Source organism: Hymenobacter arizonensis (assembly GCF_900115775.1).
In the GTDB taxonomy this organism is placed as follows: domain Bacteria; phylum Bacteroidota; class Bacteroidia; order Cytophagales; family Hymenobacteraceae; genus Hymenobacter; species Hymenobacter arizonensis.
On sequence record NZ_FOXS01000003.1, the window covers coordinates 97,507 to 119,822 of the forward strand.

General features: G+C 57.9%; 18 protein-coding genes. 5 read left to right on the top strand and 13 right to left on the bottom strand.

All coding sequences use genetic code 11. From position 1 onward, the window contains the following. Window positions 1-61 precede the first annotated feature (61 nt). From BMZ66_RS12150 to BMZ66_RS12165, 4 genes are all read right to left on the bottom strand, one after another. Window positions 62-2,227 carry a carboxy terminal-processing peptidase gene (locus tag BMZ66_RS12150; RefSeq protein WP_092673360.1) on the bottom strand — a complete coding sequence of 722 codons (2,166 nt, stop codon included), beginning with the start codon at window positions 2,225-2,227 and terminating at the stop codon, window positions 62-64. Window positions 2,228-2,463: 236 nt separating this feature from the next. Continuing rightward, window positions 2,464-2,958, bottom strand: coding sequence for a hypothetical protein (locus tag BMZ66_RS12155; RefSeq protein WP_234795098.1), 495 nt, complete (start codon window positions 2,956-2,958; stop codon window positions 2,464-2,466). 545 nt (window positions 2,959-3,503) lie between these two features. After that, the gene (locus BMZ66_RS12160; protein ID WP_092673363.1) at window positions 3,504-3,872 is read right to left on the bottom strand and encodes a hypothetical protein; all 369 of its coding nucleotides are present in this window, start codon (window positions 3,870-3,872) and stop codon (window positions 3,504-3,506) included. 324 nt (window positions 3,873-4,196) lie between these two features. Continuing rightward, on the bottom strand, window positions 4,197-5,396 hold the full coding sequence (locus tag BMZ66_RS12165) for a proline dehydrogenase family protein (protein ID WP_092674721.1): 1,200 nt from the start codon (window positions 5,394-5,396) through the stop codon (window positions 4,197-4,199). 144 nt (window positions 5,397-5,540) lie between these two features. Here BMZ66_RS12165 and BMZ66_RS12170 point away from each other — a divergent pair, with 144 nt between their 5' ends. Next, on the top strand, window positions 5,541-6,668 hold the full coding sequence (locus tag BMZ66_RS12170; protein ID WP_092673366.1) for a chorismate mutase: 1,128 nt from the start codon (window positions 5,541-5,543) through the stop codon (window positions 6,666-6,668). Window positions 6,669-6,677: 9 nt separating this feature from the next. Here the strand turns inward: BMZ66_RS12170 and BMZ66_RS12175 are convergent, their stop codons facing one another. From BMZ66_RS12175 to BMZ66_RS12185, 3 genes are read right to left on the bottom strand one after another with little or no spacing between them, the layout of a single operon-like run. Continuing rightward, entirely contained in the window at window positions 6,678-7,085 is a 408-nt protein-coding gene (locus tag BMZ66_RS12175; RefSeq protein WP_092673369.1) for a hypothetical protein, read from the bottom strand. A 38-nt stretch (window positions 7,086-7,123) separates the two neighbouring features. Beyond that, a complete protein-coding gene (locus tag BMZ66_RS12180) occupies window positions 7,124-7,537 on the bottom strand; it encodes a hypothetical protein (RefSeq protein WP_143080176.1) in 414 nt (137 codons plus the stop codon). A gap of 17 nt (window positions 7,538-7,554) precedes the next feature. Continuing rightward, window positions 7,555-7,980, bottom strand: a complete 426-nt coding sequence (locus tag BMZ66_RS12185; protein ID WP_092673375.1) for a hypothetical protein — start codon at window positions 7,978-7,980, stop codon at window positions 7,555-7,557. A gap of 181 nt (window positions 7,981-8,161) precedes the next feature. On the opposite strand from BMZ66_RS12185, the gene aroB reads away from it, so the two are divergent. Together aroB and BMZ66_RS12195 are read left to right on the top strand one after the other, a co-directional pair. After that, window positions 8,162-9,202 carry a 3-dehydroquinate synthase gene (gene aroB, locus BMZ66_RS12190; RefSeq protein WP_092673378.1) on the top strand — a complete coding sequence of 347 codons (1,041 nt, stop codon included), beginning with the start codon at window positions 8,162-8,164 and terminating at the stop codon, window positions 9,200-9,202. Between the two features lie 75 nt (window positions 9,203-9,277). After that, window positions 9,278-10,525 carry a 3-phosphoshikimate 1-carboxyvinyltransferase gene (locus BMZ66_RS12195; protein WP_092673381.1) on the top strand — a complete coding sequence of 416 codons (1,248 nt, stop codon included), beginning with the start codon at window positions 9,278-9,280 and terminating at the stop codon, window positions 10,523-10,525. Here BMZ66_RS12195 and BMZ66_RS12200 read toward each other — a convergent pair. From BMZ66_RS12200 to BMZ66_RS12225, 6 genes are all read right to left on the bottom strand, one after another. Beyond that, window positions 10,503-11,339, bottom strand: coding sequence for a helical backbone metal receptor (locus tag BMZ66_RS12200; protein ID WP_234795076.1), 837 nt, complete (start codon window positions 11,337-11,339; stop codon window positions 10,503-10,505). The two genes, BMZ66_RS12195 and BMZ66_RS12200, sit on opposite strands and share 23 nt — an antisense overlap. Window positions 11,340-11,435: 96 nt before the next feature. Further along, a complete protein-coding gene (locus tag BMZ66_RS12205) occupies window positions 11,436-12,506 on the bottom strand; it encodes a M42 family metallopeptidase (RefSeq protein WP_092673384.1) in 1,071 nt (356 codons plus the stop codon). Window positions 12,507-12,614: 108 nt separating this feature from the next. Beyond that, the gene (locus BMZ66_RS12210) at window positions 12,615-14,183 is read right to left on the bottom strand and encodes an acyl-CoA carboxylase subunit beta (RefSeq protein ID WP_092673387.1); all 1,569 of its coding nucleotides are present in this window, start codon (window positions 14,181-14,183) and stop codon (window positions 12,615-12,617) included. Between the two features lie 239 nt (window positions 14,184-14,422). After that, the gene (locus BMZ66_RS12215) at window positions 14,423-16,570 is read right to left on the bottom strand and encodes a S9 family peptidase (RefSeq protein WP_234795077.1); all 2,148 of its coding nucleotides are present in this window, start codon (window positions 16,568-16,570) and stop codon (window positions 14,423-14,425) included. 145 nt (window positions 16,571-16,715) lie between these two features. Further along, a complete protein-coding gene (locus BMZ66_RS12220; RefSeq protein ID WP_092673393.1) occupies window positions 16,716-19,322 on the bottom strand; it encodes an ATP-dependent Clp protease ATP-binding subunit in 2,607 nt (868 codons plus the stop codon). Window positions 19,323-19,502: 180 nt separating this feature from the next. Further along, complete coding sequence (locus BMZ66_RS12225) at window positions 19,503-20,174, bottom strand: WbqC family protein (RefSeq protein WP_177204705.1); 672 nt, start codon at window positions 20,172-20,174, stop codon at window positions 19,503-19,505. A gap of 205 nt (window positions 20,175-20,379) precedes the next feature. Here BMZ66_RS12225 and BMZ66_RS12230 point away from each other — a divergent pair, with 205 nt between their 5' ends. Then, the gene (locus BMZ66_RS12230) at window positions 20,380-21,255 is read left to right on the top strand and encodes a hypothetical protein (RefSeq protein ID WP_092673399.1); all 876 of its coding nucleotides are present in this window, start codon (window positions 20,380-20,382) and stop codon (window positions 21,253-21,255) included. Further along, on the top strand, window positions 21,252-22,172 hold the full coding sequence (locus BMZ66_RS12235; protein ID WP_234795078.1) for a lysophospholipid acyltransferase family protein: 921 nt from the start codon (window positions 21,252-21,254) through the stop codon (window positions 22,170-22,172). The genes BMZ66_RS12230 and BMZ66_RS12235 overlap by 4 nt, the downstream gene beginning before the upstream one ends. Window positions 22,173-22,316: the final 144 nt, after the last annotated feature.

Consider the following 22,316-nt stretch of genomic DNA (forward strand, 5'->3'; position numbering starts at 1 on the left):
GCAGGAAGGCTACGTGTAATGGCCCAGCAAGCCAGAAGCTTGGCTGTGGGCAGTACGGAGCTTATTTTATCTCATCCTGAATCACGGCTACGGCTTCGCCGATGGTGATGTCTTTCTTGAGTGCTTTGGTGTAGCGCGAAGCGCGGTTCACCTTTACGGTGTCGCCGCCCACAGCGCGCACATCAGCTACTAGGGGAGAGAAGGCTAGGCCGGTAGCGGTTTTCTGGGCCGCCTCGTAGCGGTCCGAAATGGCTTTGGCTTGCTGCTGCTCGGCGCGGTAGGCACTCAGCTTGAGCGAAACGGTGGTTTCGTCCTTGCGTTTGCGCATGCTCTTCACCATTTCATCCATCACTTTAAAGCTGGGGTTGGTGGCCACGCGGGCCTTACTGTTGGCGCGCAGCTTGTCGATAGCGGGCGGGTTGTTCCAGGGGCGGAAACGAGCCGGCTGAATCTCATCCCACTTCAGCGGGTAGTCCATCTCCTTCTCGCCTTGGTCGAGGTAGGAGTAGAGGTCCGGAATTACGATGTCCGATACCACGCCCTTGAATTGAGTCGAGCCCCCGTTCACACGGTAGAATTTCTGGGTAGTGAGCTTCAGCGAGCCGATGGGCTTCACGCTGTTCAACTCAGCGGGCAGGGCTTCGTCGAGGTCGAAGATGCGCTGCACGGTGCCTTTGCCGTAGGTGCTGGTCGAGCCCATTACCACGCCGCGGCGATAGTCCTGCACGGCCGCGGCCAAAATCTCCGAGGCCGAGGCGCTGTATTTGTTCACCAGCACCACCAGCGGGCCGCTGTACTGCACGCGCGGGTCGTTATCGGTCAGCACCTGCGTCCGGCCTTGGCCGTCGCGTACCTGCACCATGGGGCCACTTTCCATAAAGAGGCCGGCCATCGACACCGCATCGGTGAGCGAGCCGCCGCCGTTGAAGCGCAGGTCAAAAATCACACCCTTCACGCCCTCGGCGTTGAGCTTGGCCAATTCCTTCTTCACGTCGTCCGACGAGCTGCGGCCGCCGTTGTCGTTGAAGTCGGCATAGAAACCGGGCAGGCGCAGGTAACCAATTTTCTGGCCCTTGTCCGTGATGATGGACGACTGCGCGTATTTCTCGTCTACCACCACCACATCACGGATAATGGGAATCACCTTGGTGCTGCCATCGGGCTTCTTCACCGTGAGGCGCACTTCCGAGCCTTTCTTGCCGCGAATCAGCGTCACGGCCTTGGCTGTGCGCCAGCCTTCAATGCTGACAGGCTCGGCCATGCCCTGCGCAACCCGGATAATGGCATCGCCCTTTTTCAAGTCGCCCTGGCGCGAAGAAGCCGAGCCCGGGATGATTTCATCGACGTAAATCAGGCCATCCTTCTCGCGCAGCGTGGCACCAATGCCCTCGAAGCGGCCGGTCATTTCGTAGTCGAAATCTTCCTTAGCTTTGGGAGCGAAGTACTCGGTGTGCGGGTCGTAGGCGTTGGCAATGGTGTTGGCGAAGGTGGACAGCCGCTCGTTAGCGTCGGTCTCGCTTAGGTCGGTAAACTGGTCGTCGTAATACTTCAACACACGCTTGCGCGCCTCAGCTTCCATTTGGGCGGGCGTGCGCACGGGCTCGGCGGCCGTAGGCGCCTCGGGGTTGGCGGCGCTGGGAGCAGCAATAGCGGCGCTGGGCTTCGCTTCCTTGGCTTTTTCCTGCGCTTCTATCATTTCCGAAACCCGGCTCAGCGTTTCGTACTTCAGCAGCTTGCGCCACATCTCGCGCTGGGCTGCTTTATTGGCCGGGAAGGGCGCTTTTTCAAAATCGGTCTGGAAGGTCTCTTCCACCGTGAAATCAAAGGGCTTGGCCAAAATCTCGCGGTAGAGGCTTTGCATTTCCTTGGTGCGCTCGGTTATCAGCTTGGTGCTGAGATTAAGAAATTCGCTCGAGCCGCTCTTCAACTGGTCGTCGATTTCGGTTTGGTAGCGCCGCAGCTGTTCCACATCACTAGCCAGCAGAAACTGCTTGCGGTAGTCGAGGTGCTTGAGGTAGAGCCCGAATACCCGCTTGGAAAAGTTGTCGTCAATCTTTTCGGGTTGGTAATGAGCCTGGGTGAGGCCTTGTAGCATGGTGCCAATCAGCACCTGGTCCTTGGTCGGCACGGCCGAGTCGGCCCGGCGCATGAGCCGGTAGGATGCCAGAACAAACACGGCTGCCACCAAAAAGGCATACAAACCGACTTTCAAGCGGGGAGAGGACATTAGCAAGAATATAGATACAGGTATGAAAATCAAATGTACGGAGCACAGCAAGCACTTCCGGAGGCTTAATGCTTACGTTAAAAACGCCCCCGGGGGTGAAATAAGTGCCCGAATAAGTGAGCCGCTTGTGCTCCTATTATACAGACCAGTTTGGGTGGGGAGAAGTTGCAACAAAAAAGCCTTCCCCGAATGGGGAAGGCTTTTTTCAGTTATCAGGCCGAAGCCTAGGAGCAAGATTAGTACTTGTAAATCTTGTCGCCGTTGTGACGACGGAACTCCTCTTCGAAGTAACGAGCATCTTCTTCGTTGCGGGGCTTCACGCCCATCACGATGCCGCCTTCTTTAATGCCTTGCTCGTATTCAGCAGCGTGCTCCTCGGGGATGCCCGAGCCTACCAAGGCGCCTACTAGGCCACCCGTGAGACCACCGGCACCAGCGCCGGCCAAAGCAGCGGCCAACGGACCAGCGATAACCAAGCCCAAGCCGGGCAGAGCTACCGAAGTACCAATGGCTGCGATAGCGCCGATGATAGCACCAGCCGTGCCACCAATGGCCGAACCTACGCCAGCACCTTCCATGGCTTTGTCGCCAAGCTCGGTGTGGGCAGTGTCATCGCCAAAGTGAGTTTTGCGGGTATCGTCCGACATCAGTACGTTCACATCGTCTTTCGAATAGCCACGCGAGGAGAGCGACTGATAAGCGCGCTCAGCGCTGTCACGGTCGCGGAACATGCCGCTCATGTTCGTGCCACGGCTCGAATCGTAAGGCTGACCGGTTACGGCGTGGGCCGCGTGGTCGGCAGTGTTTTGTACGCCGTCAACGGCGCGGCCAACTACTGCACCGGGGGTGCCAGCCATAGCAGCACCTTTGGCAGTTGCGCTGAAGTCGTCGCCTTCAACCGAGTTAGTAGGAAGATTAACGGCGGGAGCGCCGGAGTTGGTAGTACCCAAACCGCTGTCGTTGCCGGGAGTAGCGTTGTAGCTGCTGCCCTCGTTGCTAGAGCCTACGCTGTTGCCGAGGCCAGTGCCCGTGGCACGGGTGCCAAAGTTTGCGCCTGCGCCAGTACCGATATTTTGCGGGTTGTTTGGATCGTTCTTGGTGTCCATGGTGAAAGGAGTTGAAAAGTGGAAAGGATAGCCAACCTAGCGGCTGGTTGAGTCCTTAACGGGACCACCGCAGTAGAGGTTACATCCAACTTATTCCTTAACTTTTCACTACTGTCTCCGAAGCGCTAGCGAAGCGCGAAAATTGAAGCCAATAAGGCTTAGTAAGCGGCTCAGGCGAAGTTCTGAAAGTTGGCTTCATCGCGCCAGAACGCCCGGCATTCGCTGATGAGGTCTTTCAAAAAATCTTCGTTCTGCTTAAGTGAGCGCCACTCGCCCATGCCCATTTTCTCGCACAGCTTGTAAAAGTTGTCGCCCTGGCCTTTGGAGCCCTGCACCTTGACGAGGCAGCTCAGGGGCGGACGCCCTTCTTCGTATTCGCTCATGGAAATTTCAGCCAGCATTTCGTTCAAGCGTGACTTTTCGTGTGAAATTTCCAGATTTAACCCCAGTTCGGCTTCCTGCACCAAGGTGAGGTAGCTTACTGTTCCGGATTGTTGACGGGAATAGCGGATTAAATAAGTGCGTATGCGACCAATCATGGCGGGGCAACAAATGAACGAAAACCGTTTTGGGGGCTGAAAAGTAGTGAAATTAAACGGGAAGGCACCGCTGCTCAGCGCCACCTCAACCGGATAACTCATTCCCCACTGGATGTTGCCCTACCAGAATCGTTCCGAAATCGGAGGGGCTGGTCGGTGACTACCCGTGCGTTGCGTAATTGGCCTTTAAAAGAGGCTGTTAAATCCCTGATAATTGCCAACGCCGCGGCTGTGAAAACAATAAAGGATAAGGCTTCGACAAGCGAAGCCTTATCCTTTATTATCAGTTAATCAACTTATCAAACTACTCGAATCGAACTCGAGCTACCGCCCCTGGCGGCGGCGGATTTCTTTTTGGATGAGCAAAAACTCGCGGCTGCTCTGGCCGGAAATGGCGGTATTTTCATCGGCCCGGCGCAGGAGGTAGGGCATCACGGCCGCCACGGGACCGTAGGGGAGGTACTTGGCGGTGTTGTAGCCGGCGTTGGCGAGGTTGTAGGTGAGGTTGTCGCTCATGCCATAGAGCTGGGCAAACCATACCCGGGGGTCGTTGGGGGCCAGGCCGGCTTGCTGCATCAGTTGGGTGAGCAGCAGGGAGCTGGCTTCGTTGTGTGTGCCGGCGCAGATGCTGATGCGGTCGATGTGGTCGACGCAGTACTGCAACGACTCGTCGTAAAGGGCATCGGTGGCGTTTTTGGTCGGGTTGATGGGGTTGTCGTAACCGCGTTGTTTGGCTACGCGGGCTTCTTTTTCCATGTAGGCACCGCGCACGAGCTTGGCGCCTATGAAGTAACCTGCTTCCGCGGCGGTGTCGTGGGCGGCTTTGAGGGCATCGAGGCGGTCGTGGCGGTAGAGCTGGTAGGTGTTCCAGACAATGGCCGTCTCGCGGTTGTACTTGGCCATCATGTCGTAGGCCAGCAGGTCGATGGTGTGCTGAAACCAGCTTTCCTCGGCATCGACGAACAGGCGCACACCGTGCTGGTGGGCGCGGGCGCACAGAGCGTCGACGCGCGCCACGGCACGGGCGTGGGCGGCTTCCTCCTGGGGAGTGAGGAGCTTGCCGGCCTGAATTTTCTCTAGGATGGCCACGTTGGCCACGCCTGTAACCTTGAATACCGAAAACGGGATGTGCTTGGAGCGGTGGGCCTCGTCGATAGTGGCCAGGATTTCGTCGCGGGTGTGGTCGTAGCTGCGGTCGCTGCCTTCGCCTTCCACCGAGTAGTCTAGGATGGTGCCGATGTTGTACTTGCCCAGTTCGTTAGTTACCGGGCGGCATTCGGCAATGGTTTCGCCGCCGCAGAACTGCTCGAAGATGGAGTGCTTGATGAGGAACTTGGTGCCGGGCAGGCCCCACTTCAAGGCCGACTTCATGAGGCCGCTGCCGGTTTTCACGAGCGTGCCGTTGTTCATGGCCGCAAACAAGGCGTACACCTTGCGCAGTTGGACATCGGACTTAGAAGCAAAAGCCACGCGGGTGTCTTCGAAAGAAATGGGCGGGGCCTGGGTAGGGGAGGCGGGTGACATAAAAAACGGCTGGAGGGTGGGAATGGGGCGAAACCAGTAGGGCTGGCGAAGGTAACCGGTAAACAACGTTTCGAGGAAACGAGTTACGTTTGCCGAGCTTTTCGGCGTGGGCCGGGAACGTGCCCTCATCTGTTGCTTAGCAAAATGCTCCCCGTTACTGATACGTTCTTTACCAGAATGTTGGCCAAAAAAGGCCAGCCCCTTCTCATTGCTGGCCCGTGCTCGGCCGAAACCGAGGAGCAGGTGATGGCCACCGCCCACGGCTTGAAGGCTCTGGGAAAAATCGATTTGTTCCGGGCCGGCATCTGGAAGCCACGCACCCGGCCGGGTTCTTTTGAAGGCATGGGAGCCATTGCGCTGCCCTGGCTGCAGCGCGTGAAGGCCGAAACCGGCCTGCCCACTGCCATTGAGGTAGCCACGCCGCGGCATGTGGAAGAAGCCCTGCGCCACGGTATCGACGTGCTCTGGATTGGGGCCCGCACCACCGTCAACCCGTTTGCGGTGCAGGAATTGGCCGATGCCCTGGCCGGCACTGGCGTGCCCGTGATGGTGAAAAACCCCGTGAACCCCGACGTGGCCCTGTGGGCCGGCGCGCTGGAGCGCATGGAGCGGGCCGGGATTACCGATTTAGCGGCCATTCACCGCGGATTCAGCACGTTTGCGCCCAGCCGCTACCGCAACGCGCCCACCTGGATTTTGCCCATTGAGCTGAAAACCCGCTTTCCGCACATTCCGCTCATCTGCGACCCGAGCCACATTGGCGGCCGCCGCGACCTGCTGCTGCCCATTGCCCAAAAAGCCCTGGACCTGGACTACGATGGCCTCATCATCGAATCGCACCCCGACCCGGACCACGCCCTCAGCGACGCCGAACAGCAGGTGACGCCCGTGCGCCTGGGCGAAATCCTGGATGCGCTGCAGTACCGCGGCAACGCCTCCGAGAGTTCGCCGGAGTTTATGAACCACGCCGAGGAGTTGCGCCAGAAAATGGACGTGGCCGACCGCGAAATAGTAGAAGCCTTGGCCCGCCGCATGGCGCTGGTAGAAGAGCTGGCCGAATACAAAAAGGAAAACAACGTGAAGATTCTCCAGCTCGACCGCTGGCAGGAAATCTTTCACACCCGCCAAGAGTGGGCCTCGCGGCTGCACGTGAACGAGAAATTCGTGGGCGAGCTCTACAAGCTGATTCACCTCGAAAGCATTCGCAAGCAGACCGAAGTGCTCAACGGGCGCCCCGTGGATGGGCCGACCCACCTGGGCCCGGGGCTGTAGGCCAACGTTCTAGGGCACGCGTTGGTAAGTGTCGACTGGAGAGTCGGATATACAGCGGTTGCGGTAGTCGAGCACTAGCTTCTGATTGTCGAGCGTGAAAGGAACCTCTAGCGACTGACTTACAACGTCGGTGAGGGCTAGCACCGGAACGGGGGCGGTGGTGCCGCACGGCGCAGCCGTACCCTGCGCATAGGTTCCCTGGCTAACTACCAGGCCATCTTTAAAAAAGGTGAAGCTGGTGGCTGTAAAGGTGACCGTCTCATCGTACACTTGTCCGGCCGGGCAGTAGCATTCCTCGCGACTGGTAAGTTTCCAGGTGCCGACCAGCCCGGTGGCGAGGTCTGCGTTTTTTTTACAGCTTACCAGCCCAAGGGCCACTACTGCGAGCAACAGGAAGGTGGTGGGGTGTTGCTTCATGGGGACTTGGGTGGCAAGAGCTTGGATGCAGCAGATTACTACTTTGTGTTCGTGCGCTTGTAGGTTTCTCGCGGGGCATCGCAGGCAATGCCATAATCCAGCACCAGCGTGTTGCCGGCTACTGTCACGACTACGTCTGTCGGCGAATGATTGGGAGTGGCGTAGGTTAGGCGCGCCACGGGTATCAAGGTTGAGCCTCCGCAGGTACTGCCCTCCGTGAAGATGTATGCACCATTCGCTGACAGCTGGCCGGCCTTATAAAAGGAGAATTCGCTGTTGGTGAACGTGACCGTTTCGTTGGGCACTGGGGTGGGCGCGCAGAAGCATTCCCGGTTGGTGAGCTTCCACGTGCCTGCCAGCCCAGTTAAAGAGTCTGATTCTTTTTCGCAGCCGCTGAGCACGCTACCAGATACCAACAGGGTAAGCAGATAAGGATGAAATAAGCGTGGCATGATTAGAAAGGGTAAGATTAGCGGCGCTTGTAGTAATAGCCGAGGCCGTCGGCGTAATCTTCCACGATAACCAGCTCGGTTGAAGTAATTCGCTCGATAAACTCTTTCTCCTGCCCGCTCCGGCGGCCGTAGGCCAGGAAGGTTTGCGGGCAGCGATTGACGTAGGAGTTGGCCTGAAATAGCGTGTACGACGGCGAGGCCGTGGCAACTCCGTTGCGTATAAACGTGGCTTTATTGTTAGTGAACACAATTTCGTGCTTTTCGTCGGGCGCGGCAGCCTGAATGCCGCCCGTTGGGCCGCCGTCAGTTTGGGTAAGCTCCCAGTGCCCGACTAGCAACTCCGCCTTGGCGGCTTCGGGAGTGACCGGGCTTTTGGAACAGCCCGCCAAAAGGCCAGCTGAAGCCATGAGTATGCACAGGTAAGAGCGGAAATGAAGTTTCATAGCAGAAAAAAGATAGTGAGTAGCGGAGAGTTTGTGCACCAGGCAACGAGTAGGTGGCGAAGCAGAACGGTGGAGCCAACTGGGCGAAACAGGTTGCACTAGACTGCTGACCGCCGCAAGCCCTCAATGGTTGCTCGACCTAGGAGAAAGCCACTGAAAAATTTATCCTGACTTTTGCCCCATGGATAGTTCTGTTTTAATCGGGCCCGAAGCCCTGCCGGCTCTTGCCGAGCTGCTGTATCGTCCGGCCGTGACCCGCGTGTTTGTGCTGGCCGATAGCAACACCTCTCGGCTGTGCCTGCCCCTGCTGGAAAAACACCTGCCAGCGGATTATTGCCTCATTCAGATTCCGGCCGGTGAAGAATACAAAACGCTGGAAAGTTGCGCCACTGTGTGGGCTACGCTTACCGAGCAGCGCGCCGACCGCCACGCCGTGCTGGTGAACATTGGCGGGGGCGTGGTTACCGACCTGGGCGGCTTTGCGGCGGCGCTCTATAAGCGCGGCATCCGTTTCGTGCAGGTGCCCACCACGCTGCTGGCGCAGGTAGATGCCAGCGTGGGCGGCAAAACCGGCGTCGATTTTCAGGGCTACAAAAATCAATTGGGTGTGTTTCAGGCGCCGGCCGCAGTGTTTATCGAGCCGCAGTTTCTGCAAACGCTCGACCCGCGGCAACTAAAGTCCGGCTACGCCGAAGTGCTCAAGCATTGGCTGATTGCCGACGCTGACGCCTTCAACCAGCACCGCCGCCTGGGTTGGCTCACCGACGACTGGACCAGCATCATCCGCGAGTCGGTGGCGCTCAAGCAGCGCATCGTAGCCCAAGACCCCCTGGAAAGCGGCCCGCGCAAGCTGCTCAACTTCGGCCACACCGTAGGCCACGCGCTGGAAAGCTACCTGCTCACCCAGCCCGGCCGCGAAGCCCTGCACGGCGAAGCCGTTGCCGCGGGCCTGGTGTGCGAAAGTTGGCTGTCGGTGCAGCGCGGCCTGTTGAGCGCCGACGACCTAGACAAAATCGAAACTTTCGTGTTCTCAGTGTTCGACAAGCTGGCGTTTGTGAGCTTGGAAACCGCGGCCATTGCCGAGCTGGCACTTCAGGACAAGAAAAATTCGGGCAGCACCATCAATTGCACCCTGCTCAATGGCATTGGCAACGGCGTGTTTGACCAGCCCGTGACTGTGGCCGAGATTGCCGAATCGCTGCGGTACTACCACCGGTTGTAGTGCTTCCAAGTGCGTCAGTCCGTAAATAACGCTTAATACATTCAGGCGTCTGCTAAGGCGGGCGTCCATTTCTTTATGCACTTATCCTGGCCTGGTAGCCCGCTCCGCGGCACCGCCCAACTCCCGGCTTCCAAAAGCGAAGCCAACCGCGCCCTTATTCTGCAGGCCCTGGCCGGTGGCGGCACACTCAGCAACCTCTCCGACGCACACGACACCCAACTCATGCGCCGCCTGCTGGCCGCAGCCCCCAGCACCAACGTGCTCGATGCCGAAGACGCCGGTACCGTCATGCGCTTCCTAACGGCCTACCTCAGCGTCACGAACTGGCGCGGCCAGCTCACCGGCACCGCCCGCATGCAGGAGCGGCCTGTTGCTGTGCTGGTCGATGCGTTGCGCCAAGCGGGTGCCAGCATCAGCTACCTCAAACAAGAAGGCTATCCGCCGCTGGAATTGGCCGGGTTCGCTGCCGACCCCGGCGCGACTACCGAACCTACGACGCTAGCCGTGCGCGGCGACATCAGCAGTCAATACATCTCGGCGCTGCTCATGGTGGGGCCGCGGCTGCCGGGTGGGCTGCGCTTGCAGCTCACCGGCCATATCGGCTCGCGCCCCTACATCAACATGACAGTGGCGCTCATGCAGATGTTCGGGGCCGACTATACGGCCCAAGACGACACGTTTGTGGTGCGCCCCAATGCTTACCAGCCTACCGACTACACGGTGGAATCCGACTGGTCGGCGGCCAGCTACTGGTACTCGCTGGTGGCCCTGGCACCCGCCGGCTCCGAGATTACCCTGCCGTGGCTGCGTGAGGAGTCGCTGCAAGGCGACCAAGCCATTGTGGGCATGATGTCTCATTTTGGTGTAGAAACGACGTTTTTGCCGGATGGCATTCACCTGCGGCAGCAGCCCGTGCCCGAAGCCTCCGGAGCACTGGCGTTTGATTTCACCGACTGCCCCGACCTGGCGCAAACCGTGGCCGTAATAGCCGCCGCTCGGGGCCTGCCCGTGGAAATGACGGGCCTGGAAAGCTTGCGCATCAAGGAAACCGACCGCATTGCGGCCCTGCAAACGGAGCTGGCCAAGTTTGGCGGCGACCTGCGCGATATGGGCGAGGGACGCTTCCGGGCTGAGTCAAGCGGATTCATAGTCAACAACCAATCGGTGGCTACCTACCACGACCACCGCATGGCCATGGCCTTTGCGCCGCTGGCCATGCTGGGAAGCCTCACCATCGAGTCGCCCGGGGTAGTGAAGAAGTCTTATCCGCAGTTCTGGAGAGAACTGGCCAAAAGCGGCTTTACTGTAAGCGAAGCTGAATAAAGTAAGCGGCTGATTCGCGCAGCCGACTGCCATACCAGCTGAACAGTTCGCCGTCGACAATCTCAACCTGTGCGCTGGGGCAAAGCTGCTGGAATTCCGCAAGGTGCTTCTCACCAAACGGATACGGCTCAGATGATAGAAAAATGCGCTGGGGAGCAGCCGCGGCAAGTTGCTCGGCGCTCACTTCCGGGTAGCGCGCCAAGCCAGCGAAGGCGTTGGTGAACCCGGAGCGGTGCAGTAGGTCGTCGATAAAGGTGCCAGTGGCGGCCACCATGTAGGGCTTCTTCCAAATGAAATACGCTACGGATACTGCTGCTGCAGGGAAAGCTAGCTGCGAAAAGGAGGCGTCAATCTCATCTGCCAGCGCGGCTGCTTTATCCTTGGCCCCGGCAATAAAGCCGACGCGCCGAATCATGTCCAACGATTCGGGCAAGGTGCTGATGTCGCTCAGCCACACGGGGTAGTCGGCCGCTAATTGCTCGATTCCGATTTGATAGTTCTCCTCTTTGTTGCCAAGAATTAGGTCGGGCTTGAGGGCGGCAATCTTTTCGAAATCGAAGTTTTTGGTGCCGCCAACTACCGTAGCTTTTGTGCGGGCATCGGCGGGGTGAATGCAGAATTTGGTAAGCCCAACCACCTTCTCGCCCAAGCCCAAATCAAACAACAGCTCCGTTTGGGAAGGCACCAGCGAGACTATGCGCTGCGGCGGAAAGGGCACCGCCACGCGCCGGCCCATTTGGTCGGTCACGGTGAGTGGAATAGAAGGAATGAGTGGCAGTTCCATCTTAGAGCAGTCGTCCTGAAAAACTGTCATCCTGAGCGCAGCGAAGGACCTCATCACGCAAAAACATTAATTGTTCAGCGGTGATAAGGTCCTTCGCTACGCTCAGGATGACAAAAAGCAACCGGCTTACTTGAAATACCGGAAGTCGTGGCCGTCTTCGATGCGAAGCAGCGTCTCGTAAATCAGGCGGGTCACGCTGTCTACGTCGTCTTTGTGCACCGTCTCCACCGTGGTGTGCATGTACTTCAGCGGCAGCGAGATGAGAGCCGAGGCTACACCCGAGCCGGAATAGGCAAAGGCGTCGGTATCGGTGCCGGTAGCGCGGGTGGCGGCGGCCCGCTGGAAGGGGATGTCAGCCTGCTTCGCGGTGTCTATGATGAGGTCGCGCAGGTGGTTTTGCACGGCCGGGCCGTAGGTGATAACCGGGCCTTTGCCGCAGGAAATATCGCCGGCCGTTTTCTTCTCGTACATCGGCGACTGGCTGTCGTGCGTCACGTCCGTGATAATGGCCACGTCGGGGTTGATGCGGTGGGCCACCATTTCGGCGCCGCGCAGGCCGATTTCCTCCTGCACGGCGTTCACGATGTAGAGGCCAAAGGGCAGCTTTTTCTTGTTCTCCTTCAGCATGCGGGCCACTTCTGCTATCATGAAGCCGCCCACGCGGTTGTCGAGGGCGCGACCCACGTAGAACTTATCGTTCAGCACCGTGAATTCATCCTCAAAGGTGACAACCGAACCTACGTGCACGCCCATTTCGGCCACTTCCTCGGCACTACTTGCGCCACAGTCCAGAAACACGGTTTCGATGGTAGGTGCTTTGTCCTGCTCCACCTTGCGCACATGGATGGCGGGCCACCCAAACACGGCTTTTACAATGCCCTTTTCACCGAAGATGTTGACCCGCTTGCTGGGTGCCACCAAGGGGTCGGAGCCGCCGTTGCGACGCAGGTACAGGTAGCCTTCTTTGGTGATGTAATTTACGAAGTAGGAAATTTCATCGGCGTGAGCCTCAATGACAACTTTGTATTTCGCCTTGGGATTAATCACCCCTACCACCGTGCCGTAGGTGTCCACGAAGTACTCGTCGATGTACGGTTTTATGTACTCCAGCCACAATTTCTGGCCTTCTTTTTCAAAGCCGGTAGGAGAGGGGTTGTTGAGGTAGGTTTGGAGAAACTCGAAGGACTCGGGACGCATTTTAGAAGATTTTTCGCACAGAGTTGAAGGAGTAAAAAGGAGTATCGCCGAGAAAGAGTAAAAAGCTCTGTGAAACTCCTTTTTACTCCTCTAACTCTGTGCGAGAAATTACAGCGGAATGTTGCCGTGCTTCTTGCGCGGCATCACGTCTACCTTGTTCTCAAGCATTTTGAAAGCCCGAATGAGCTTCTGCCGGGTCTGCGAAGGCAGAATTACCTCATCTACGAAGCCGCGGTGCGCTGCGCGGTAGGGGGTAGCAAATTTTTCCTGATACTCGTCTACTTTCTCCTGCAATTTGGCCGCCGGGTCGTCGGCAGCGGCGATTTCGCGCTTGAAAATAATTTCAGCCGCGCCCTTGGCGCCCATCACGGCGATTTCGGCGGTGGGCCAGGCGTAGTTCATGTCGGCGCCGATGTGCTTGGAGTTCATCACATCATATGCGCCACCGTAGGCCTTGCGGGTGATGACGGTGATGCGCGGCACAGTGGCTTCGCAGAAGGCGTACAGCAGCTTGGCGCCGTTGGTGATGATGCCACGCCACTCCTGGTCGGTACCAGGCAGGAAGCCAGGCACGTCCTCAAGCACCAGCAGCGGAATGTTGAAGCAGTCGCAGAAGCGCACAAAGCGCGCCGCTTTGGTGCTGGCGTTGATGTCGAGCACGCCCGCCAACACGGCCGGCTGGTTGCCCACGATGCCGATGCTGCGACCCGCCAAGCGGGCAAAGCCTACCACAATGTTCTCGGCAAAGTTCTGGTGGACCTCCAGGAAGGAATTGGTGTCAATGATGCCCTCGATTACCTCGCGGATATCGTAAGGCTGGTTGGCGTTGTCCGGAATCAGGCGGTCGAGCGCGGGGCGGCTTTCGTCGCCGTTGGCTTCGTAAGGCTGGGCGGGGGCCGTCTCTTCGCAGTTCTGAGGCATGTAGCTCAGCAGTTGCTTAATGTGCGTGATGCACGCTACTTCGTTGGCGCAGCTAAAGTGTGTGACGCCGCTTTTAGCCGAGTGGGTGCTGGCTCCACCAAGCTCCTCGCTGGTGACCTCTTCATGGGTCACGGTCTTCACCACGTTGGGGCCAGTCACGAACATATAGCTCGTGTTTTCCACCATCAGAATAAAGTCGGTGATGGCAGGCGAGTACACTGCGCCGCCCGCGCATGGCCCCATGATGGCCGACAGCTGCGGCACCACCCCCGAGGCGAGGGTGTTTTTGTAGAAGATGTCGGCGTAGCCACCGAGGCTCACCACGCCTTCCTGGATGCGGGCGCCGCCCGAGTCGTTCAGGCCAATAACGGGCGCGCCGTTCTTCATGGCCAGGTCCATGATTTTAACGATTTTCTCGGCGTGGGTTTCGCTCAGCGAGCCGCCAAAAACCGTGAAGTCCTGGGAGAAGACGTACACCAGCCGGCCGTTGACCGTGCCGTAGCCCGTTACCACGCCATCGCCCAGGTAGTGCTCTTTATCAAGGCCGAAATCCTTGGCCCGGTGCATCACAAACTTGCCAATTTCTTCGAATGAGCCTTCGTCCATCAGCAGGTCGATGCGTTCGCGGGCGGTGAGCTTGCCTTTTTTGTGTTGGGAGTCGATGCGGGCCTGGCCGCCGCCGAGCAGGGCTTCTTCGTTTTTGCGGGCCAGCAGTTCGGTTTTGGACAGGTGGGCGTGAGCGTGCGGGTCGGGCATAAGTCAGGGTAAGCGCGCTGGTGGGAATGAAGCGCGGAGTGGGAGGCCAAAGGTAGGTTACGGGTAGATTATGGCCGCGATATTCCGAAAGCGTTTCGAAGTCAAGTTAGGGGTAAGTAAAAATCGTCTGTCATGCTGAGCTTGCGAAGCACCTTATCACGTCACAACGAGTCGGGGGTACGTGATAAGGTGCTTCGCAAGCTCAGCATGACAGACGAAGCAAGTGCATGGAGAATAGCTTACAAGTTCTTGCCCAGCAGCATGAGCATAAACGCGTACTGCCGAGCCGTATCATCAATGGACTTAAAGCGGCCCGATGCCCCGCCGTGGCCGGCGCTCATGTCCGTATGCAGCAGCAATTGGTTCTTATCGGTTTTCAGGGCGCGCAGCTTGGCTACCCACTTGGCCGGCTCATAGTACTGCACCTGCGAATCGTAGAGGCCGGTCGTGACCAGCATATTGGGATAGGCCTGGGCCTTTACGTTGTCGTAGGGCGAGTACGAGAGCATGTAGTTGAAGTAGTCTTCATCGGCGGGGTTGCCCCACTGGTCGTACTCGCTGGTAGTGAGCGGTATGGTGGGGTCCGACATCGTCGTAACCACATCGACAAACGGCACGACGGCAATCACGCCCTTATACAGGTCGGGGCGCATGTTCAGCACCGCGCCCATGAGCAGGCCGCCGGCGCTGCCACCCATAGCAAAGAGCTTATCGGTGGCGGTGTACTGCTGCTTGGCTTTGCTGCCCGCCACCGTGGCTTCCTGAGGCTTGGTGAGGTAGAGCGAACAGTCGATGAAGTCGTTGAAGCTGTTCTTCTTATTTAGCATGCGACCATTCTCAAACCACTGCCGCCCCATTTCCTGCCCTCCGCGAATATTGCAGAGCGCATAGACGAAACCCTGGTTCAGCAAACTCAGGCGAGCGGCGCTGAACGTGGGGTCCTGCGAAGCGCCGTAAGAGCCGTAGGCATACTGCAGCAGCGGTGCCGTGCCGTCCAGCTTTGTGCCCTTCTTGTACACTAAGGACATGGGAATGAAGACATTGTCACGCGATTTTACGAAAATGCGCTCCGTCACGTAGTCCCGCTTGTTGAAGCCGCCTAGCACCGGCTGCTCCTTGAGCAGGGTGCTGGTGCGCGTGCTCATGTCGTATTCAAATATGGAGGCCGGCGTGGTCAGCGAGGTGTAGTTGTAGCGCAGCAGGGGAGTGTCTTGTTCCGCGTTGGTGCCGATGGTGGCCGTGTAAGCCGGCTCCTCAAACGGGAGGTAATGCTCCTGCTTGTCTTTGAAGCTCACTACGTGTAGCTGGCGCAGGCCGCCTTTGCGCTCGTTCAGCACCAGGTATTCACGAAAAAGCGCGAAGTTGTCAAGGAAAATTTCGGGGTGGCGGGTAATGGCATCGCGCCAGGATGCTTTGGCAGTATTGATTACGGGCGTCACCATGAGGCGGTAATTGGGCGCCTCCCAGTTGGTGCGCACGTAGAACTTGTCGCCCAGGTGCTCTACGTGGTAGAGGTGGTCTTTCTCCCGGCGCAAAAACGTGTTGAACTTAGCCGTCGGGGTCAGGGCATCGATGTAACGGTATTCGGATGACAACGAACTGGTCAGCTCAATAGCCACGTACTTCCGCGATTTCGAGCGGCTCACACGCACGTTGAACGTGTTGTCGTGCTCCTCATACACCACGGCATCGGTTTTAGGGTCAGTGCCCACCGTGTGCCGGTATACCTGGTAGGGCAGCAGGGTGGTTACATCTTTTTTAGTGTAGAAAACCGTCTTGTTGTCGGCGGCCCACACCACTTCGCCCCCGGTATTGGCAATGCGCTCCGGAAAGAGTTGGCCCGTGAGCAGGTTCTTAAACCGCAGCGTGTAGAGGCGCCGGCTAACGGTATCAGCGGTGAAAGCCAACAGCTGGTTGTTGTCGCTCACAGACCAGTCGCCAATTTGAAAATAGGGGCGGCCTGTGCCCATTTCATCCCCGTTTAGCAGGACTTCTTCCGATTCAATGGTGGCGCCCTTCTTGCGGCAGTAAATGGGGTATTCGCTGCCGAACTCAAAGCGGGTATAGTAATAGTAGCCATTGTCGCGATACGGCATCGACGCATCTTCCTGCTTGATGCGCCCTTTTATTTCTGCAACCAGCTTCTTTTGCGTAGCCTGGGCACCAGCCATCTGCTTCTCAAAATAAGCATTTTCCGCGTTCAGATACTTCAGTACTTCCGCATTGGTAGGCTGGTTTAGCCAATAGTAATTGTCGGTGCGCGTGACGCCAAAATTGGTAAACACTTTGGGCTTAATAGGCGCTACCGGTGCCAATTGCGCCAATGCGCTACCACTGAGCAGGGCCATACTAACTCCAGCCAAGATTGCCTTGTGCAGAAAATTCATGATGAGAATTAGAATTGTTTCAAATCGATTAAAATTGGTCAAAACCTAGACTCAAGGTAATAGATAAGCAACAAAAAAAGCCGGTTCCATTGCTGGAACCGGCTTCTTCTTTACTGCTCTTGCAAATGCAAGTGCTACAACTGAATTACTTCTTCGAGTCCGTGTCGGGCGCTTCGGGCTTGTCGGCCGGACGCTCGTCACTCGCCAGGTTCTGGGCTTCGCCGCTCTTGCTCACCGCAAAAGTCAGCTCTTCCGCACCTTCCGCATAGTCGGCGGTGATCACGTCGCCGTGCACCACCTGCGCTTTCAGGATTTCCTCAGCAATCGGGTCTTCGATGTACTTCTGGATGGCGCGGTTCAGCGGGCGAGCACCGTATTTCGGGTCGTAGCCTTTGTCGGCCACATAATCCTTGGCCGCTTCGGTCAGCTCGACACGGTAGCCTAGGGCCTGCACCCGCGAAAGGAGCTTGCTGAGGCTGATGTCGATGATTTTGTGAATGTCCTTCTTGTCGAGCGAGTTAAAGACGATGACGTCATCCAAACGGTTCAGGAATTCGGGCGAGAAGGTCTTCTTCAGGGCGTTGGTGATGGTGCCCTTGGTCAGCTCGTCCATGTTGTCTTGGCGGGCCTTGGTGCCGAAGCCGATGCCGGCGCCGAAGTCCTGCAGGTCACGTGCCCCGATGTTCGAGGTCATGATGATGATGGTGTTCCGGAAGTCCACCTTGCGGCCGAGACCGTCGGTTAGGATACCGTCGTCCAGCACCTGCAGGAGCAGGTTATACACGTCCGGGTGAGCCTTCTCAATCTCGTCGAGCAGGATAACCGAGTACGGCTTGCGGCGGATTTTCTCCGTCAGCTGACCGCCCTCTTCGTAGCCCACGTAGCCGGGAGGCGCGCCAACCAGGCGCGATACGCTGAATTTCTCCATGTATTCCGACATGTCGACGCGCACCAGCGCATCTTCTTTGTCGAAGAGGTAAGTGGCAAGCACTTTGGCCAACTCCGTCTTACCTACACCAGTTGGGCCGAGGAATACGAACGAACCAATCGGCTTCTTGGGGTCCTTCAGGCCCACGCGAGTGCGCTGAATGGCTTTCACCAGTTGCTTGATGGCTTTGTCCTGGCCAATTACTTTGCCCTGCAGCTCCTCGTTCATGTTGAGGAGTTTCTGGCTTTCGTTCTGGGCCACGCGCGAAACGGGGATGCCGGTCATCATGGCGATAACCTCGGCCACGTTCTCCTCTTTCACCGTGTAGCGCTTCTTTTTGGTCTCCTCTTCCCAGCTTTTCTTAGCGGTTTCGAGTTGGTCCAGAAGCTTCTTCTCGGTGTCGCGGAGCTTGGCGGCTTCCTCGTATTTCTGCGATTTCACCACGCGGTTCTTTTCGCCTTTGATGTTCTCAATCTGCTCTTCGAGCGTGAGAATGTCCTCGGGCACCACAATGTTGTTGATGTGCACGCGGGCACCGGCCTCATCGAGAATGTCGATGGCCTTGTCCGGCAGGAAACGGTCGCTCATGTAGCGGTCCGACAGCAATACGCACTGCTCAATGGCCTTGTCGGTGTACACCACGTGGTGGTGGTCCTGATACTTGTCCTTGATGTTGTGCAGGATTTCGATGGTCTCCTCGGGCGTGGTGGGGTCTACCATCACCATCTGGAAACGACGGGCCAGGGCGCCGTCTTTCTCGATGTACTGGCGGTACTCATCCAGCGTAGTGGCGCCGATGCATTGAATCTCGCCGCGGGCCAAAGCCGGCTTGAACATGTTCGAAGCGTCGAGCGAGCCCGAAGCACCGCCGGCGCCCACGATGGTGTGCAGCTCGTCGATGAACAGAATCACGTCGGGCGATTTCTCCAGCTCGTTCATCACGGCCTTCATGCGCTCCTCAAACTGGCCGCGGTACTTGGTGCCGGCTACCAGCGAAGCCAGGTCCAGCGTAACAACGCGCTTGTTGAACAGCACGCGGCTCACTTTCTTCTGGATGATGCGCAGGGCGAGGCCTTCGGCAATGGCCGTTTTACCCACGCCGGGCTCACCGATTAGAATCGGGTTGTTCTTTTTGCGGCGGCTCAGGATTTGGGCCACACGCTCAATTTCTTTTTCACGACCTACGATGGGGTCGAGCTTATCGTCTTCAGCCAGCTTGGTGAGGTCGCGGCCGAAGTTGTCGAGCACCGGAGTGCGCGATTTTTCGCCGGGCTTCTTGGCGGCTGCGCTGCCGGAGCTGCCGCGCCCACCGGGGCCCGACGAGCCGAACAGCTTGTCGTTATCGTCGTCGTCGGTGTCCGGGCCGGCTTTGGGGCTCGGCGAGGCATTGCCGTGGTAGTCCAGCGAGTCGCGCACAGTTTCGTAGTTCACGTTAAACTTGGAAAGAATTTGAGAAGATATGTTGTCTTCGTCCCGCAGAATAGACAACAGCAGGTGTTCGGTGCCGATGATTTCGGACTTGAAGATTTTCGCCTCCAAGTAGGTTATTTTCAACACCTTCTCGGTCTGCTTCGTGAGCGGAATCGAGCCGGTGATGCTAGTGCCCTGGGTCGCGGTGTTGCGCGTGGCCTGCTCCAACGAGAACTTAAGCTCGTCGATGCTCACGCCCAGCTTGCGCAGCAGGCCAAGGGCCGTGCCCTCCGCCTCGCGAATCATGCCGAGCAGCAAGTGCTCGGTGCCGATATAGTCGTGGCCGAGACGGATGGCCTCTTCCCGACTGAGGGAAATAACCTCTTTGACGCGGTTTGAGAATTTAGCTTCCATGCCAATAAACGTAGTGAAAAATCAAATAGCCCCGCGTCGGGAATAATACACGCAAAACGGGTTGGGCCGATGTAGCTTGAAAACAAGCAGTCTCGGGCGAAGGTTCGGGCCGGTTACGACACGTAAGCACTTAATCTAACGTCAGCGGAAAAATACAGGTTACCTAAAAAAGGCAGTTTACTATAAATAAGCGCCGGCTGCCGGGCCCTGCGAGAAAAGCAGGTCCAGAACACTTAGCCCAGGCTCAAAAGATGGGCCAAACACTTGGGGGTACGGCCGCACCAGGGAATGGGCTGCCGGACTGTCAGGTTCTACCGCTTTTGAATTGGTCTTGGGTGTCAACCAGTCGCGCCGGTCGGCGATGAGTGATTGACTATCAGTAAGACCAAATTTCTCGGAAGAAGGTTGCGTGGTGTAATTAGGAAGGTATTCCTCAGTGAGGTGCAGGGGCAGGGTCAGTCGGAAACAGCGCAGCAAAAGCTGGAGGAATTGCAGGTTCAGGTCGAAAAGCAAGGTAGGCTTTTGAATGTAAATGTCATGCAGGTAGTCCGCATAATATTCGAAGTACGGACTGTTTCCGTAGGCGGTTTGGAGGGTGCGCCAGTGGCGGTGAATCCAGTTCTGGCGGTAATCAATTTCTATGGCTGACATACTGACCTTCCCGGCCCGGTTGCCATCGATGACCGGCACCGTGAGCGGCTGCACTCCCTGCGCCGTTCGGATGAGGCAGCGGTTGCGGTAGGTTTGCTTGCGGTAGTGCTCGTGGGCTTCCAGCAGGATGCCGTCGGCCCGAAGTAATTCGGCGAATAGCGCGGCAGGGGGGTGGTAGTGGAGCTCGGTTAATAGTATCACGGGATGAATAGAGTGGCGCAGGAAACTGCGCGTGGCGGGCGGTTTGGGCTGAAAGTTGCAACTGTTTGGCTAAGCCCGTCGCTTTGGGAGGACAGCAGTTGCTCCTAGCGTCCACTTAAGCCTGCTATTATGTTTCAGCAGCCCAAGCCAAAGCAAACGAAATCTGCCAGATATGCCAAGTTGCACCTCCTTACCTTTGCTTACCATGTTAAGAAGCCCAGTTCTCGTTGTTTTTGCCCTGCTGCTGCATCTGGCGGCCTACGCGGGCCCGCCCCAGATTCTGATAGACGTGGCCCGTTTTCGCAACCTAAACAAGGTGGAGAAGGGCGCTGAAGTAGAAATCTACGTAACGGTGCCCACGCAGTCGCTCACCTACCGGCAGCGGGCGCCAAAATCGTTTCAGTCGGCGGCTATCGTCACGCTGGAAGTGCTGAAAGCGGACGGCACGCCCGCCTACCGCGAAGTAGTGACACTGAAGCCCCCGGTGCTCAACGACACCACCATCGCCATCAAAAACCCACAAAGCTTCCTAAAGAGAATTCTGCTGCCCGATGGCAAATACACCGTGCGCGGCACCGTGCGCGACCAATACCGCACCGCCAACGGTGAAACCACAGTAGAAAAGCCGCTGGTGCTGGAGGCCCCAGCGGGGCCGTTTTTCAGTGACATTGTGCTGCTGGCCCGGCCCGCGGCTCGTAGCGTGGGCGTCGATAACTTTTCGCGGGGCGGCTACCGGCTCACGCGCACGCCGGGCAACGTGTACGCCCGGGGCACCGAAAATATCTTCTTTTATACTGAGCTTCATAACGCGCCCACCGGCCAGCCCCTGCGCGTGCATTACCACCTCACCACTCCCGACGGTTCGGCCGCCGATGCTGACGCTGTCCTCAATGCCCAAAGCGGGCGTCCTACCGCCGTGGCGGGCCAGTTGCCGTTGGGCCCGCTGCCGGATGGGCCTTTTACCTTGTTTATAGAAGTGTATGGCGGGCCGGGCAATAAAACGCTGCTTACTGGCCACCGGGTCATTGGTGAGCGAAACTCTCCGGAATACGCGCCGGCGGGCGCCGCCGTGCCCCGATGAGCAGTACAGTTAACGAGGCAAATACCCCGCTCACTTCCCGCTCTTATCCTTGGTATTACGAGCCGCTGCGTTGGGTGCTGCTGCGCGTGGCCCACCTGCCTTGGCCCGTGCTCTATGCAAAGGCGGAGATTATCTACTTCCTGCTAGCCTACGTGGTGCGCTACCGGTGGAAGGTGGTACGAACCAATCTGCAGAATTCTTTCCCCGAAAAATCTCCGGCTGAAATCGAGCGCATCGGCAAGGCGTTCTACCGGCACTTTTCTCAAGTGATGGTGGAGACGCTGAAGCTGGCCGTGATGCCCGATGCCGAGCTCAAACAGCGGGTGAACGTGCGTAACCCCGAAGTGCTGGAACGCTATTTCCAGGCCGGCCGCATGGCGCTGGGGCTTTCCTCGCACGCCGGCAACTGGGAGTGGGTGCTCACCTCGGGGGCCTTGTGGCTGTCGGCCGATGTGAGCGGGATTTACAAGCCGCTCAATAATCCGTTTTTCGAATACTTCATGACCTACCTGCGCACCCGAACGGGCGCCAGCCTCGTGCCCATGCGCGACACTTTGCGCCACATGGTGCAAAGCCGCGGTCAGAAACGAGTAGTGAGCTTGCTCTCGGACCAAGCGGCCGGGCCGGAAGACCGGCCCTACTGGACTACGTTCATGAACCAGGACTCCGGCTTTTACACCAGCGCCGACCGGCTTGCGGCCAAGTTCAAGTGCCCGGTGGTGTACGTGAGCATCCGGCGGCTGCGGCGGGGCTACTACGAAATGGTGCTGACGGAGCTTTACGACGGCGACTCTCCCTTGCCCACCGACTCATATCCCATAACCGACGCCTTTGTGCGGCACCTGGAACAGGATATCCGGCGGTGGCCCGAGCAGTACCTCTGGACGCATCGCCGCTGGAAGCACAAGAGAACCTGACGTGTCATTGCGAGCGTAGCGTGGCAATCCGTCCTGTTCTCCGCGAACAGCCTTGGAATGTGAAAAGTCCCGGCACCAGCGATGGCGTCGGGACTTTTTTTATGTATCACAACTTAAGTGTTGGTCGCGGAGAACAGGACGGAT